The organism is Pyxidicoccus sp. M15 (genome assembly GCF_056858435.1).
Map to the genome: position 1 here is coordinate 12,377,049 of NZ_CM166495.1, position 14,305 is coordinate 12,391,353.

15 protein-coding genes are annotated in these 14,305 nt (G+C 71.6%); 4 read left to right on the forward strand and 11 right to left on the reverse strand.

What is annotated here, in order from left to right:
- Positions 1 to 536: 536 nt before the first annotated feature.
- On the reverse strand, positions 537 to 2,114 hold the full coding sequence (locus ACX9TP_RS46145; RefSeq protein ID WP_482977098.1) for an ammonia-forming cytochrome c nitrite reductase subunit c552: 1,578 nt from the start codon (positions 2,112 to 2,114) through the stop codon (positions 537 to 539).
- Between the two features lies 1 nt (position 2,115).
- Entirely contained in the window at positions 2,116 to 2,622 is a 507-nt protein-coding gene (gene nrfH / locus ACX9TP_RS46150) for a cytochrome c nitrite reductase small subunit (protein ID WP_482977099.1), read from the reverse strand.
- A 214-nt stretch (positions 2,623 to 2,836) separates the two neighbouring features.
- On the opposite strand from nrfH, the gene ACX9TP_RS46155 reads away from it, so the two are divergent.
- Positions 2,837 to 4,354: an HAD-IG family 5'-nucleotidase gene (locus ACX9TP_RS46155; RefSeq protein ID WP_482977100.1), complete on the forward strand. Its 1,518-nt coding sequence runs from the start codon at positions 2,837 to 2,839 to the stop codon at positions 4,352 to 4,354.
- 124 nt (positions 4,355 to 4,478) lie between these two features.
- Here ACX9TP_RS46155 and ACX9TP_RS46160 read toward each other — a convergent pair whose 3' ends face one another.
- The gene (locus ACX9TP_RS46160) at positions 4,479 to 4,934 is read right to left on the reverse strand and encodes a DUF2267 domain-containing protein (protein ID WP_482977101.1); all 456 of its coding nucleotides are present in this window, start codon (positions 4,932 to 4,934) and stop codon (positions 4,479 to 4,481) included.
- A gap of 190 nt (positions 4,935 to 5,124) precedes the next feature.
- On the opposite strand from ACX9TP_RS46160, the gene ACX9TP_RS46165 reads away from it, so the two are divergent.
- Together ACX9TP_RS46165 and ACX9TP_RS46170 are read left to right on the forward strand one after the other, a co-directional pair.
- Positions 5,125 to 5,610, forward strand: a complete 486-nt coding sequence (locus tag ACX9TP_RS46165) for a hypothetical protein (RefSeq protein ID WP_482977102.1) — start codon at positions 5,125 to 5,127, stop codon at positions 5,608 to 5,610.
- A 187-nt stretch (positions 5,611 to 5,797) separates the two neighbouring features.
- Positions 5,798 to 6,097 (forward strand): hypothetical protein, encoded by a 300-nt coding sequence (locus ACX9TP_RS46170; RefSeq protein WP_482977103.1) that lies wholly within the window; start codon positions 5,798 to 5,800, stop codon positions 6,095 to 6,097.
- A 103-nt stretch (positions 6,098 to 6,200) separates the two neighbouring features.
- Here the strand turns inward: ACX9TP_RS46170 and ACX9TP_RS46175 are convergent, their stop codons facing one another.
- Together ACX9TP_RS46175 and ACX9TP_RS46180 are read right to left on the reverse strand one after the other, a co-directional pair.
- A complete protein-coding gene (locus ACX9TP_RS46175; RefSeq protein WP_482977104.1) occupies positions 6,201 to 6,902 on the reverse strand; it encodes a DUF1361 domain-containing protein in 702 nt (233 codons plus the stop codon).
- 113 nt (positions 6,903 to 7,015) lie between these two features.
- Entirely contained in the window at positions 7,016 to 7,651 is a 636-nt protein-coding gene (locus ACX9TP_RS46180; protein ID WP_482977105.1) for a hypothetical protein, read from the reverse strand.
- Positions 7,652 to 7,823: 172 nt separating this feature from the next.
- On the opposite strand from ACX9TP_RS46180, the gene ACX9TP_RS46185 reads away from it, so the two are divergent.
- Positions 7,824 to 8,222 (forward strand): hypothetical protein, encoded by a 399-nt coding sequence (locus ACX9TP_RS46185; protein WP_482977106.1) that lies wholly within the window; start codon positions 7,824 to 7,826, stop codon positions 8,220 to 8,222.
- Between the two features lie 1,304 nt (positions 8,223 to 9,526).
- Here the strand turns inward: ACX9TP_RS46185 and ACX9TP_RS46190 are convergent.
- The 6 genes from ACX9TP_RS46190 to ACX9TP_RS46215 all read right to left on the reverse strand — a co-directional run bounded on the left by ACX9TP_RS46190 (position 9,527) and on the right by ACX9TP_RS46215 (position 14,169).
- Entirely contained in the window at positions 9,527 to 9,871 is a 345-nt protein-coding gene (locus ACX9TP_RS46190) for a YciI family protein (protein ID WP_482977107.1), read from the reverse strand.
- Positions 9,872 to 9,894: 23 nt separating this feature from the next.
- The gene (locus ACX9TP_RS46195; RefSeq protein ID WP_482977108.1) at positions 9,895 to 10,995 is read right to left on the reverse strand and encodes a S1 family peptidase; all 1,101 of its coding nucleotides are present in this window, start codon (positions 10,993 to 10,995) and stop codon (positions 9,895 to 9,897) included.
- Positions 10,996 to 11,300: 305 nt separating this feature from the next.
- Complete coding sequence (locus ACX9TP_RS46200) at positions 11,301 to 11,834, reverse strand: hypothetical protein (protein ID WP_482977109.1); 534 nt, start codon at positions 11,832 to 11,834, stop codon at positions 11,301 to 11,303.
- 77 nt (positions 11,835 to 11,911) lie between these two features.
- Entirely contained in the window at positions 11,912 to 12,277 is a 366-nt protein-coding gene (locus tag ACX9TP_RS46205) for a hypothetical protein (RefSeq protein WP_482977110.1), read from the reverse strand.
- A 28-nt stretch (positions 12,278 to 12,305) separates the two neighbouring features.
- Positions 12,306 to 13,205, reverse strand: a complete 900-nt coding sequence (locus ACX9TP_RS46210) for a hypothetical protein (RefSeq protein WP_482977111.1) — start codon at positions 13,203 to 13,205, stop codon at positions 12,306 to 12,308.
- Positions 13,206 to 13,353: 148 nt separating this feature from the next.
- Positions 13,354 to 14,169 carry a CheR family methyltransferase gene (locus ACX9TP_RS46215; RefSeq protein ID WP_482977112.1) on the reverse strand — a complete coding sequence of 272 codons (816 nt, stop codon included), beginning with the start codon at positions 14,167 to 14,169 and terminating at the stop codon, positions 13,354 to 13,356.
- Positions 14,170 to 14,305 lie beyond the last annotated feature (136 nt).

Here is a 14,305-nt window from a genome sequence, read left to right on the forward strand (position 1 = left end):
CGAGAGCCCGCTCCACCACCGGCCGGGCAGCCGCTTCTCCCGAGGAGGCCGCCATCCACCGCGGTGCCGTCATACCCAGCCGAGCCACGACGACCTGGACCGGTCATGGGATGACCTTTCACATCCCGCCAGCTCGCCGCCGCGGCCTGACACGGTGCGGACCTGCGTGGAGCCGGGACGACCCTTGGATGACCTTCCGCGTCCGGCCAGCTCACCGCCGCGGCCTGACACGGTGCGGACCTGCCTGGAGCTGGGCCGACCATTGGATGACCTTCCGCGTCCGACCAGCTCACCGCCGCGGCCTGACGCCGGACACGGTGCGGACCTCCATGGAATGGCCATGTGCGCCCAAGGGGGGTTCCGCGCCTTGAATAAGCGCAGTTGTCGCCACCGTGCTTGCGCGGAGTGCCACCTGCTCCGCCGAGCTCGCGCGAATTGCCACCATCGCCACCGGGCTCGCCGGCGTGCCCCCCTCACCGCCGGGCTCGCGCGAAGTGCCACCCTCAGCACCGGGACCTTACGCACCGGCCGACTCATCACCGGGTCGGTTTGCCACCTTCGACCGCACCGCCAGCACCCGCCGGAGCAGCGGCCGCGCCCCCCGCATCGCGGGGCTCCCCTCCACCGCCCGCGCCCCCCATGGGGGCACCCACCGTCTTGCCCCGGACGCCGGGCCCGGGATGGGCATCTCCCTCGGCGGCGGGCAGCATGTCGGGAATCTCCGGCTTGAAGGTGGGGTCCCTCACCAGCACCTGTGCCTGGCGGATGATGTTGGTGGCCTGCCCGAGGATGCGGGCCGCCTCCTCCGGCGCATGGAAGCCCATCGAGTTCTCCGCCTCGATGAAGTCGAGCATGAACTGCCCGCGCCGCTGCAGCGCGTACACCCCGGCCAGCTCCGCGTCCGTCTTCCCCGCCGCCTTCGCGGCCTTGACGTCGTTGAGCAGTCCCACCAGCGCATCCAGCCCCTGGTTGCGCAGCCGGAAGGTGCGCTCCTGGAGCGCCTCGGCGCGGGCGCGCAGCTCGGCCTCGGAGAAGTGGTGGCACGTCTGGCACGCGCGGTTGATGTTGAGCAGCGGGCTGCGCACGTGGTGGTCGCTGATTTTCTGCGCCCCCACCCGCGTGTACGGCATGTGGCAGTCCGAGCACGCCACGCCCGAGCGCGCGTGGATACCCTGGTTCCACATCTCGAACTCGGGGTGCTGCGCCTTCAGCACCGGCGCGCCCGTCTCCGCGTGCGTCCAGTCCTTGTGCGGGTTCTCCTCGTAGTACTCGAGGATGTTCTCAATCTTCAGCCCCTTGTCCCACGGGAAGGTGAGCGTCTTCTCCGGGCCCTTGAAGTAGTACTCCACATGGCACTGGCCGCAGACGTAGCTGCGCATCTCCTGGCGCGTGGCGTCCCGGTTGACGTCGTAGTCCAGCACCCCCTGCGCGGCCTTCATCCGCTGCATGCCCAGCATGAAGGCCGGCCGCGTCACCCGCAGCTGCAGCGTCTGGCTGTCGTGACAGTCGATGCAGCTCACCGGGTGCTCCACCTGCTTGCGCGCCTCGAAGTACGGCAGGTGGTTGACGGCGTCGAAGCCCTTGAAGAGGTCCCCCTCGCCCAGCTTCTTGTAGAGCGTGTACGTGCTGGCGTGGCAGTGCAGGCACGCGCCCGGCTGCTGCGTCACCTGCTGGCGCTCGGTGAAGGTCTGGTCCGTCAGCATGTACGCGTGGCCGCGCTCCTCGCGGAAGTCCTTGCTGAAGGCATAGCCGGCCCACATGCGCTTCAGGCGTGGGTCCTCCTCCAGCCGGCTCTGCGCCACCACCGAGCGCGGGTCCGCCTGCGTGGGCGCGTGCGGCACCGCCTCGCTGCCGCCGTACCGCGTGCGCGTCTGGTCCACGGTGCGCAGGTACATGTCGTACTGGAGGGGGAAGTTCTTGCCCCACACGGCGGGGTCCACCGTGTCGTCGGTGAGCTCCACCACGCGGAAGAAGGGGTTTCGGGCCTCCTGCTTGCGCTCGAAGATGTTGGTGGCCAGCGCGACGGCGGCCGCCGCGGCCAGGGCCGACACCCCGCCCACGGCCACCAGGAGCAGCAGGGGCCGGCGCTTCACGGGAGCATTCGGGTTCGCCATATCAGTCCAGCTCCTGGTGTCCCACCGAGTGGTGGCAGCGCAGGCAGCTCAGCGTCCCGTCCTCGGGAGGAGGGTGCAGGCTGCCATGCGGGTTGGCGTCCTTCCGGGTGTCTGCCGGGGCCCGCGCGGACACCCGCACCAGCAGCCCCGGCTCAATCGCGTGGACGATGTCCTGGTGACAGGAGCGGCACGCCGCCTCCGTCACCTGGAGGTTGCGCTCATTGATGTGGATGGGCTCGTGGAAGTCCCCGGACGTGAAGGCCACCGAGTGATGCCAGCCATTGAGCGCCTTGGTGAAGTACTTCCCGAAGAAGTCATGCGGGGTGTGACAGTCATTGCAGACCGCCACGGTGTGGTGGCTGCTCTTCACCCAGCCCGCGTACTGCTCGTTCATCACGTGGCAGTTGGCACACGCGGCCGGGTCGTCGGTGAGGTACGAGGCGCCCTTCGCATAGACGAAGGTGTACCCACCCGCGCCGACGGCGGTGCCCACCAGGACGGCAAGCACGACAGCGCTGATGGTAACGCGGCGGGAGGCACCGAGCATGGGGCTCCGAGAGTCCCTCGCACGGTATGAGCGCGCCTCTCGGGTGGCAACCCTCGTCCCGTCATTTTCCACGCGTCCGGCCCCCGGGGGTCGGGCCGGGCATGTGCCCTCCAGCAAACGACGGACCACGTGGGCATCGACTTTTGCCTCCGGGCGGGGCAAAGCCAGGGTGTCTATGCGCTCGCATCCTTCCGGTCCCCCGCCCGAGCGGGGCCTCTTCTGCAACCGCACCCTCAACCTGCGCGCCATCAAGGCCGTGGGCTACGACATGGACTACACGCTCATCCACTACCGCGTGGAAGCGTGGGAGCGCCGTGCGTATGAACACATCCGAGACCGGCTGGTGGCGCAGGGCTGGCCGGTGGGGGATTTGACGTTCGACCCGGGGCTCGCCATCCGCGGGCTCATCATCGACACGGAGAAGGGCAACCTGCTCAAGGCCAACCGCTTCGGAATCGTGAAGAAGGCCCTGCATGGCACCCGGCCCATGGACTTCGAGGCCCAGCGCGACGAGTACGCCAGCACCCTCATTGACCTGCACGAGCGGCGCTGGGTGTTCCTCAACACGCTCTTCTCGCTGTCCGAGGCGTGCATCTTCGCGCAGCTGGTGGACCGGCTGGACGCCGGCCAGCTCCCGGGCTCGACGCCCATGGGGTACACGGACCTCTACGAGCACGTGCGCAAGAATCTGGACGCCACGCACATGCAGGGGCGGCTGAAGGCGGAAATCATCGCCGACCCGGAGCGCTACGTCCTCGACGACCCGGAGACGCCGCTGGCGCTGCTGGACCAGCGCCACGCCGGCAAGAAGCTCTTGCTGATTACCAACAGCGAGTGGGCCTACACCGAGCCCATGATGCACTTCGCCTTCGACCGGCACCTGCCAGAGGGCATGACGTGGCGGCAGCTGTTCGACGTGGTGATTGTGTCCGCGCGCAAGCCGGAGTTCTTCACCACGCGCTCGGCGCTCTATGAGGTGGTGGAGGCCGGCGGCGAGGCGCTCCTGCGGCAGCACTCGGGGCCGCTCAAGCCCGGCACGCCCTACTTCGGCGGCAGCGCGGTGGAGCTGGAGCGGCACCTGGGGCTGAGCGGAGACCAGATTCTCTACGTGGGCGACCACATGTTCGGCGACGTGCACGTGACGAAGGACGTGCTGCGCTGGCGCACGGCGCTCATCCTCCGAGAGCTGGAGGACGAGGTGCGCGCCATCGCCGGCTTCCGCGCCACCGAGGCCCGGCTGGGCGAGCGCATGGAGCACAAGGAGCGGCTGGAGGCGGAGAGCTGCCAGCTGCGGCTGGAGCAGCAGCGGCGCCGCTTCCAGTACGGTCCGCGCTCGGACACCCCTTCCGAGACGGAGCTGGTGGCACGGCAGGCCGAGCTGCGCGCGGAGCTGGAGGCGCTGGACGCGGAGCTGGGGCCCATGGCGCGCGCCGCCACCGAGCTGTCCAACCCCGTCTGGGGCCTGCTCACGCGCGCGGGCAACGACAAGAGCCACCTGGCGCGGCAGATGGAGCGCTACGCGGACATCTACACGTCGCGCGTGTCCAACTTCCTCTTCGCCACGCCCTTCGTGTACCTGCGCAGCCCGCGCGGCAGCCTGCCGCACGACCCGAGCCTGCCCGGCGGCACGCCCGTGTTCCCCTCCTCGGACGGGGGCGGCGGAGGACTGCTGGGCCCGGACGCCGGGGAGTAGCGACCACCTGCCCCCAGGCCCCCGCGCGAGCCCGCCCGTCATCGGGCAGGCTCCCGGGGCAGGCTCCCGGGGCAGGCTCCCGGGGCCAGGGCCCGGGACGCCGGCGAGTCACGGCGCCTGGCGCCTACTGCGTGAGCCGCCAGAGCGCCTGCAGGTCCGGGGGCAGGTTGCTGGCCACGTCGTTCGCCTCGCCCTCGGAGATGAGGTCCCTCATGGCGCGGAACACCGCGCGCACCAGGGGCTCCATCTCCTCCACCGGCTTCTCCAAATCATCCGCCACCGTCTGCAGGAACTCCTCCTTGCCGAAGCGCCGGGGCCGCTGCGGGCGCTGCTCCAGCGGGGGGAGGAACTCCACCAGCCGGCGCGGCAGCTGGGCCTCCAAGTCCTTCGCCTCGGCCGGGAGGATGCGCCGCTCCAGCGCCCGGAGCACCGCCACCGCCGCGCACTCGGCCAGCGACGGCTCCAGCTTCCCCACCTCGCACAGGTGGCGGATGAAGGCCGCATAGGTGGAGCGGGTGTGGGACTCGTGCCGCTGCACGCGGCGCTGCATCAGCTCCGTCTCATTGGTGGGGCGCGTCATGTGGGGGGCCTCCGTTCGCCCCCGACAAGCTGCGCACGCCCCCGCCTCCGCCGGGCCTTCCAGCCAGTCATGCGGCCTCCCGAGCCACCCCACTTCCGGGGTGGGATGCGTGTAGATCCGCGACATTACTGGACTTTCGTTCAGTCCCCACCCGGAAGGCGGCCAGGGGGCCAGGGCCCTCGGGCAGGGCATGTCAGACCGCCACAGTATGAGTTGTCCCGTGAGCCACTCGACCCCGGACAATTCGCCGTCGCGTGTCCTCGAGCAGCGCAACCTGCTCGGGGGGATGGACCTCCGGCCCGTACTGGGCCGCGGCAACCGCAAGCGCGGCCGCAGCTTCCACGTCGCCTCGACGGGACGGATTGGCTTCGCGGCGGCCCTGGCCCTGGTGGTGGAGCACGGCCGCCAGAAGGCCAAGGAGATTGGCACCACGTCCCTGAGCCGGTGCCCGCGCTGCGGCCACGTGGGCCCCACCGAGCAGGACTTCGGCTACCGCATCATGAAGAGCGGGCGCCGGCCCCAGTCCTGGTGCCGCGGCTGCCGCGGCCTCCACCTGGAGCCCTCCGAGGCCACGCAGAACACCACCTCCTCCCGCGCCGCCGAGGGCTGGCTCTTCCCGCCCGAGAGCACCACCAGCACCCGGCCGCCCAAGAAGGGGAAGCGCTCGTCGACGTAGCGGCTCCCCGCCAGGAGCCGCCGGGCCCGCGGGCCCGACGTCGGCCCGGAGGGAAGTGCCCGGCCCCGCGGGGAGGGAGGAGCGGCTGGAGAGCACGCAGGCACGCGGCGTGGCCCCCGTCCCTTCCCCCGGAGGGGGATGGAAAAGCCGGGGCGCCGTCCTTACCTCTCCACGGAAGGAGGGCATCATGGCCGTGCGGACGAAAGTGGCAGGAATCAAGAACAAGCGGCGGGTGGATGCACACGCGGCCCAGCCCAGTGTGCAGGCCAGCAAGGGGCGCAAGACGCTGCCTCGGGACGACGCCGCGGCGCTGCGCCGTCAGAAGACGCTGGAGCGGGTGACGCTCGGGCCCGCCGCCGAGTTGCACGAGCCCAAGAGCAACCGGCGCCGCGTGACGACGCTCAAGGGCCGCAAGAAGGCCCCCAGCGAGATGAACGTGAAGCACGGGGGTGGGCCCAAGAAGCGGGCGCCCCTGCACGGCGGCTGAGCGGAAGCTCGAAGCACGTGGGACACCGTCCCCGCCCGGACGTCCGGGTGCGGACGGTGTCCTCGTTTCCCATGGGGCGCTCCGGCGGCAGACGTCCCGCCCGCTACGTGGCGCGGCGGCAGCGCAGGCGCGCCATCAGCGTCTCGAAGAGGGCGTAGGAGAGCAGCAGCAGTCCCGCGAAGAGGACGGTGAGGCGCGTCAGGTGCGGGAAGGCGCCGGGCTCGCGCAGGTGCGCGGCCATGGCGGACAGCAGGCGCCCCGGCTCGGCGAGCACGTCCCAGCTGTTCCACCGCTCCACGCGGCCCAGGTAGATGCCATAGCCACACAAAAGCGACGTGGCCGCGACGAAGACCCAGGCGCGGGCCCGGCCCCAGCGCTGCTCCAGCCACTCCTTCCACACCTCCAGCGAGAGCAGCCCCATCAGCCAGCCCGTCGCGGCGAAGAGCGCGAGCAGCGCCGCGTCGAACCAGAGCGGCACCACGGGCCGCTGACGCAGGTGGATGAAGTCCGTGAGGAGGTACGGCGCGTTGGGGAACAGCGCGAGCCACCCCAGCGCCAGCGGCGCCAGCAGCCACCCGCGGCCCCTTCCCCGCGCCATCAGCAGGCGCGCCAGCAGCGACAGGACGTAGGGCACCCACGCCAGGAACAGGTTCCAGGAGAGGAACGCGAAGCTGGCGCGCTCGCTCCAGTCGAGCCGGAGGGCCAGCATGCCCACCGCGGCGGCACTGCTCAGCAGCGCGGGCCAGAAGCCATGGCGGCGCAGCACGGACAGGAGGGTGGGAGGCGAAGTCTGGGTCTGGGACATGGTGGCGGTGGGGCAGCCGGGCCGCGCACCGTGGCCCGGAGGACACGGCACGGGGCCCGTGAAGGAATGTGCCCACGGACCAAAGCAACGTCCGGGCCAGGGTCGGGTATCCCTCAGGACTCCGGCGGAGGCCAGAGCGCGCTGACGTCTGGACTGTCGGCCAGGTAGACGGCCCAGATGGGCTCCCCCGGGGGCCGCCGTGCGTCCGCGAGGCGCGACGAGGGCACGCTCCCCGGCACGGGCTGGCCGTGGACGAGGAAGATGTAGTCGAGCTGCGCCACGCGCCCCGCCTGGAGCCCGGGGACGGTGTGACGCTCCACGCGGGTGAGCTCCGCCGGGGCGCTCAGGCCCCAGCGCAGGGCCTGGAGGCGGCGGCGTTGCTCGCGGCGGAGCGCTGCGGGCCAGCCGGAGCGGCGGAGCAACACGCCCACCAGCAGGAAGATGCCGGTCATGAGCAGCAGGGGCCGGAGGAAGGCGAGCGCCACCGGCAGCATCAGCGCGCCCAGGGCGAGGAAGAACGTGCCCATCCAGTACTGGGTGCCCAGCTTCGGACGGAGGACTGCGCGCCGCTGTGCCCGGGTGAGCCGGCGCGGAGGCGGTGGGGGCGGAGGTCCGCGCGAGACATGCGCTGCGTCCTCCAGGGAGCCGCCACATTCCCGGCAGCGCGCATCGCGGCCCGGGAGGACGACCCGGACACAGCCGGGGCAGACGCGGTGGGACGCGTCCGGCATGAAGGGTGGGCGGGGCACGGTGGCGTCATGGGAGCACCGCGACGTGCACGCACGCAACCTCGTCCCCGGGTACGACGCGGGTGTGGCGTCGAAGGAAGATTCGCGGCGGACAGCAGTGCCGGGGCCCGTCCGCTCCGCCGTTCCTGGCAACCGGGGAGATTCATCCCTACCTGAGTGCCTGGGAGGTTCCATGCCAGAGAAGACGCGAGCGGTGCGTGTGAAGAACGCGAAGAAGAAGGGCACGACGCTGGCCCTCAAGGCCACGGACGTGGGCCGGGCCGCGGGGGAGAGCACCCACAAGGCGAAGAAGAGCGGCCGTCGGGCGCTGGGGAGCACGGACTTCGAGGACCGCAACGTCAGCCCTCGCAGTGCACCGGGCAAGGGACTCACGGCGAAGGGCCGCAAGCTGCCGGTGCCGGAGCTGGGCAGCAGCACGTCGCGGCGCAAGACGCTGCCGTCCGAGGCCGCCGTGGCGTACCGGAAGGAAGGCACCGCCAAGCGCACCACCGGACGCGGGGACACGACGCCGCTGAAGGCGGGCAAGGCCTACAAGAGCCGGGGCGCGCGCAAGACGAGCATCCGCGCTTGAGTCACGTGGGGCCGCGCGACCCGGCACCGGGCGCGCGCCGCCGGGCTCGGCCGGACGTGGGTGCGGCCCGCATGGCCCGGGTGTGGCTGCATGGGGACGAAGGCACGACGGGTTGAGCGACGCGCCGCCGTGACTGCCGGGGACTTCGGCGACCTGGAGGACTCTTCGCCTTCAGCGGTGCGCCGCCCGATGGCCCTGCCCGGCTGCCATCAGACGCGGAAGGAAGCTTCATTCCGCAAGGCCAACGCCCGACGGCCCTGCCCGCTGCCGTCAGACGCGGAAGGAAGCTTCATTCCGCGCGGCTGCCGCCCGACGGCCCTGCCCCGCTGCCATCAGACGCGGAAGGAAGCTTCATTCCGCGCGGCTGCTGCCCGACGACCTCTCCCTGATAGCGATAGCGAAGGGAAGGCGCATTCCGCGCGTTCGCCGCCGGCACTCAGCGGAAGCAGTCGGACGACTCATTGCCTTCTGCGGTCAGCCGCCCGACGGACCCGTCCGGTCGCCATCAGACGCGGAAGGAAGCTTCATTCCGCGGCCAACGCCCGACGTCGCCGCCCAGCCACCATCGGACGCGGAAGGAAGCTTCATTCCGCGGCCAACGCCCGACGTCGCCGCCCAGCCACCATCGGGCGCGGAAGGAAGCTTCATTCCGCAAGGCCAACGCCCGGCAGCACCGGCCCAGCCACCATCGGGCGCGGAAGGAAGCTTCATTCCGCAAGGCCAACGCCCGGCAGCGCCACCCGGCCGCATCAGGCGGGGAAAGATTCTTCATTCCGCACGTCCGATGCCCGGCACCCAGCGGAAGCGGACGGAAGACTCATTCCCTTGAGCAGTGCATCGCCCGACGGCCCCTCCAAACAGCCGGAGCCGAAGCGGAAGGAAGCTTCATTCCACAGGTCCGACGCCCGCCGCCCTCACCCGGCAGCCATCGGACGCGGAAGGAAGCTTCATTCCACGGGTCCGCCGTCCGGCGCCCCCACCCAGCCGCCATCAGGCGCGGAAGAAACCATCATTCTGAGAGTCCGACGCCAGGCGCCCCCACCCTGCAGCCATCGGACGCGGAAGGAACCTTCCTTCCTCAGGTCCGGCGCCCGCCGCCCCCCCGGCGGCCAGCAGACGCGGAAGGCAGCTTCATGCCGCGCGTCCGACGTCCGGCCCCCCGCAGCCATCGGATGCGGAAGGAAGCTTCATCCCACGCGGCCGACGTCCGGCCCCCCCCGGCAGCCAGCGGACGCGGAAGGAAGCTTCATTCCACGCATCCGCCGTCCGGCGCCCCCGGCAGCCAGCGACAGCGGAAGGAAGCTTCATTCCGCGCGGCCGACGCCCAAAGAGCCGGGACGCACGCGCGACGCACTCACGCCAAGCAACTCCGCGAGGACAAGGTGCACGAGGCCCGGGGCGATGGTCGTTACGGCGTACTCCGCGACGCCGGCCCGGACGAAGGGGTCCTCGTCGGTGAACCGCTCCACGGTGGCGCGGTCGACGCCTCGGGCCAGGATGGCGCCTCCGTGCTCCGACGGAACCGTCTGCCCCGACACGAGGAACGTCCCGGCCCGGTGGTGGCGCTCCAGATAGCGGACGTGCTCCACGACGTGGGGCTCCGCCTCCCGCGCCGCCACGAGGTACCGCAGGACCAGCAGATGCAGCATGCGCACCGTCCTCCAACCGGCGCTCAGCGCCGAGCGGGCCGACGTACGCCGCGAGCGGCTCGAAGCGCAAACACAAGCATTCCGAGGAGCACGGGACCCGGCGCGCTCGCACAGCCTCCCGAGTCGACTTCGGGCTCGGGAGGGTCCACCGGGTCGGGGAGCGGCCCGGTGCAGGACGTGAAGCAGCGGCACGAGGCATCACCCTCGGGCTCCAGCCGCGCGCACAGCCCGCCCGCGCCACACGCGGCGGCGTCCGAGCACATCGCGCCGTAGTCCCCTTCCTGGAGCGCGGGCAGCAGGCACCTGCCGGGAGCACCTCCAGCGGAGACACAGGTGAGCCCCGAGGGACACTCCGCATCGCTCGTGCACGTGGAGCGACAGAGGGCTTCCGGTGCCAGCGTGGGCACGACGGGCGTGGGAGCCTCCGCGAGGAACGGGCGGATGAAGCCGTCGAGCAGCGCATCCACGCGCACGTTGAGAGCCTCGTCCCGGCAGGCCACGTCGCCGCTCGCGGTGAGCCCGACCAGCACCTCGCGCTCACCGTCGCGCAGGAGCACTGGCCCACCGCTGTCCCCCACACAGCTCATGCTCGGCGAGGGGCCCGCGCGGAAGGCAGCGGGCTCCACCTGCGTCACCGCGAGCGTCCCCTGTCGCCTCCGACCAGACGGGGCCCGCGCGTCCTTCGTGTCCCCGTAGCCCACCACCCGCACGGAGGCACCGACGACGGGCGCGGCGCTCGTGGACTCGGGCAGCGGGAAGGGTGTCACGTCCACCGGAACCGCGAGCCGCAGCAGCGCGGCGTCATACGTGTGCGTGACGGCGTCGTAGTCCGGATGGATGACCGCGCGGGAAACGCGGGCGAAGCGGCCTCGTGGAGCGGGTTCCGGCTGGGGCAGCAACACCTGGCCGAAGTAGACCTCGTGCGGCCCGTCCGGTCCGAAGATGGCCAGACAGTGCGCCGCCGTGAGCACCACGTCCGGCGCAATGAGCGCCCCCGAGCAGAGCAGCACTGGTGGCTCGCCACCGCAGCGCGTGCGGCGGGCGATGAGCGCCACGGCAGCGGCGTCTTCCAGCGCATCCGTGCCATCCACGATGGACGCCGAGTCCGTGAGCGGCGTGGACACGGACGGCGCCTCCGCCACGGGCTGGCATGCAAGCAGGGAGGCCACAGCCGTCATCAGGAGCAGGGCCCGCGCTGCACGGGGTCCGAGCGCGGACTGAGCTCCCCTGCGGCACTCGCACGAGCCAAACACGACGGCGCCGCCGACCCACCACGAGGTCTTCACTCCACCAGCGACATGCGCATGCGGAGTGGGGCCTCGCTGAATGCCCTCACACGATGGAGCCACAGCATGCGGCCACTCGACGGACGGAACCTTCCCACCCTCACTCGCGCCAGCGCCACTCCAGGCCGAGGCGGACCCCAGCCTCATTCGGCGGACGACTCCTGCCTCGCCGCCTCGCCCAGCTCCTCGAGCTCCTCGCGCAGCTCGTGCAGCCGGGCCCGCTGACGCACGAGCAGCGTCTGCAGCTGCGCGCTGCGCCGCTCGTCACCGCGAGCATCGGCCTGCTCGTACTCGCGCTCCAGCCGCTCCACGTCCCGCCCCAGCAGCACGGCGATGCGCACCGTCTTCTCCAGCCGCCACTGCGCCGTCTGCGGCAGCTCGGGAGCAATCGCGTCATTCTCCTGCGGGGGCGCGCCCAGCACCTCCGGCTCCGGCGCGACATCACCGGGCCCCAGCGCCACCACCGTGGCCTTCGCCTCGCTGCTCGCGAGCACCGGCTCCACCCGCGTCGCGGCCTTCACGGGCACGGACTCGGGCACGGGCGCCACGGGCACCGCGGCAACCGGCGTCTCCGGCACCACCGGAGGCACGGAAGACGCCGGCCACAGCACCACCGCCAGCAGGGACACGGTGAGCGCCACGGCGGCGGCCAGCATCAGACGGTATCGAATCCTCATGACTCGCTTGCCCTCCCTGGCGCCCGCCGTTCTGCAAGGCGCGTGCAGGAGGCCGGACGTGAAGCGTACTCCACTTCTCAGAACCGCACGCGCCACGCGCCTGCCTGCCGCTCCACTCGCAACAGCCACGGCTCCTTGCGCTCCTCACCATCCCGCGCGACGCGGGCCCGGACGATGACGGCCTCCGCGTCCCGCCCGTCCACTGTCGACCCGGAGATGGCCACCAGGGAGAAGCCGTGCTCCCTCAGCTCCCGCACGGTCTCCTCGCAGGGGCGTGCGCTGCCCCCGGTGGCCAGCAGCGGCTCCAGCACCGCGCAGTCCTGCGAGGGCAGCGCCTCGAAGAAGCGGCGCACCGTCGCCTCCGCGGCCTGTGTCTTGGACGACGCGGACGAGCACCCGAGGGCGACCAGTACCAGCCAGCACGCCCCGGCGCCCGTCCGCATCCCCTTCCTCCCGACAGCCGCCATGCGCTCAGTAGCAGTTGGGCGCGAACAGCTCGTCGTCGCTGGCGGACACGAACTGGTCATCGCAGTAGCCGCTCGCCAGCATGTGGCCGTTGCGCACGCAGCCGTCGTGGTTGGTGGCGTCCAGCGTGTACTGGGTATCACCGCCGCAGCCGCCACCGCAGCGGCCGTAGCAGTTGCCCATCACCTTCGGGCGGGACCAGTGGTCCGGCTCGCCGCACAGCCACGTGCCGCCGCTCAGGTAGTACTCGTCCCCGCTGCACGAGGTGTGGTCGCCGAGCTGCGCAATCTGCTGGTTGCCCGCCCAGTCGAAGCCGCCCTTGTTGCAGTCATGCTTCGAGTACGAGTACCAGTTGTACACGCCGCCGCAGCTGCCCGTCTGGCGGCCGTTGCACTTCGTATAGCTGCACAGCATGGTGTAGCCGCGGCCCTGCTCGCCCAGCACCGTGCGCTTCAGCTCCACGCTGCCGGGGTTCTGTGCCCACAGGCCCACCGCGCGGCGCAGGTACATGGCCTCGGGGGCCGCCGCGTCGCCCGCGGGGAGCTGCGCGTTGAGCGCGCCGTAGAGGGCGGCGAGCAGCTCGCGGTCCGCGTCACCGAGCTGCGTGTCCGTCGCGCTCCCGTCCGCGAAGCCGTCCAGCGTGGAGACGCCGCTGGCCGGGTCCATCAGCCCGCTGAGCGTCATCCCGCGCAGCCGCACCTCCAGCCGGTACACGCCGGGCTCCACCTCGCGCGAGGAGAACGACACCTCGCCGCCGCCGTGGATGAAGGTGCCGTCCGTGCGGCCCGCCGCCTCGGACATGGACAGCCCGTCCTGCTTCACCTCGGCGGGGGTGTCACCACCGCCAGAACCTCCACATGCCGACAGCATCAACGACGCGACCGCCGCACACAGCGCCTTGCGCATAACGTTGCCTTCCCTCCGGCCAGGGGTTTGGCCCCAAGGAGGCAACGGTGGTACCGGGCACCCGTGCAGCGCTCAAGGCGGGGCGCGTCACACGCATGATGCATGACTCATGTTTCACGGGGTGTATCGAAACCGGGTCCAAAGCGCCTCAGTCCGTCGTCCTGCGGAAGACGGGAAGCGGCCCCGCGGGGCGCTCCAGCTCCGCGCCGTGCTCGGGAAGCGACTCATGGCCGCCGATGACGAGCAGCCCGCCCGGCACCAGGCGTGTCACCAGTCGCGCGAGCACCTCGCGCTGCAGCGGCGGCGCGAAGTAGGTGAAGGCCACGTTGCGACACAGCACGAGCTGGAACGGGCCGTCCGGCATCTGTGTGCGCAGGTCCTGGCGGAGGAAGGTGACACCCTCGTGGTACGCGGGGGCGATGCACGGCTCCGGGCCCGACGCGGGGAAGGCCCGGGCAGCCCACTCCGGGGGCAACTCCCGCAGCGAGCCGCGCGGGTAGCAGCCCCGGCGCGCGCGGGCGAGCAGCGCCTCGTCGGCGTCGGTGGCGAGCAGCTCCAGGCGAACCTCCGGGAAGCGGGGCTGCAGGCCGAGCCGGAAGAGGACGGCCACCGTGGAAGGCTCCTCGCCGGAGGCACAGCCGGCGCTCCATGCGCGGAAGGTGCTCCCCGCGGGCAGCGCCTCCAGCAGGGCTGGCAGCAGGCTGTCGCGCAGCACGTCGAAGACATGCGCGTCGCGGTAGAAGCGGGAGATGGTGACGCGGCAGAGCGAGTCGAGCACCGCCCACTCGTCCGCGTCCGCCTCCAGCCGGGCGCGGTAGGCGGCGGCGTCCGGGAGCCCCAGCGCCTGGAGCCTGCGGCCGATGCGCTTGCACACCTGCCCCCGGACACGGCGGAAGCCGTCCCAGCGCAGGCGCAGCCAGGGCGCGGCCCACTGCAGCAACTCCACGCACTCAGGGTCCGTCATGCCGTGAAGCTCCTCACGTCGGGTGTTCCCGTCATCCGGGTGGGCGCCTCCCGTCGCGGGGAGCGCCGCCGGCGGGAAACCCCGTGCCGGGGTGACGAGGGAGCGCCCGTCTGGGTTTGCGCGGGTACGCGCCCCC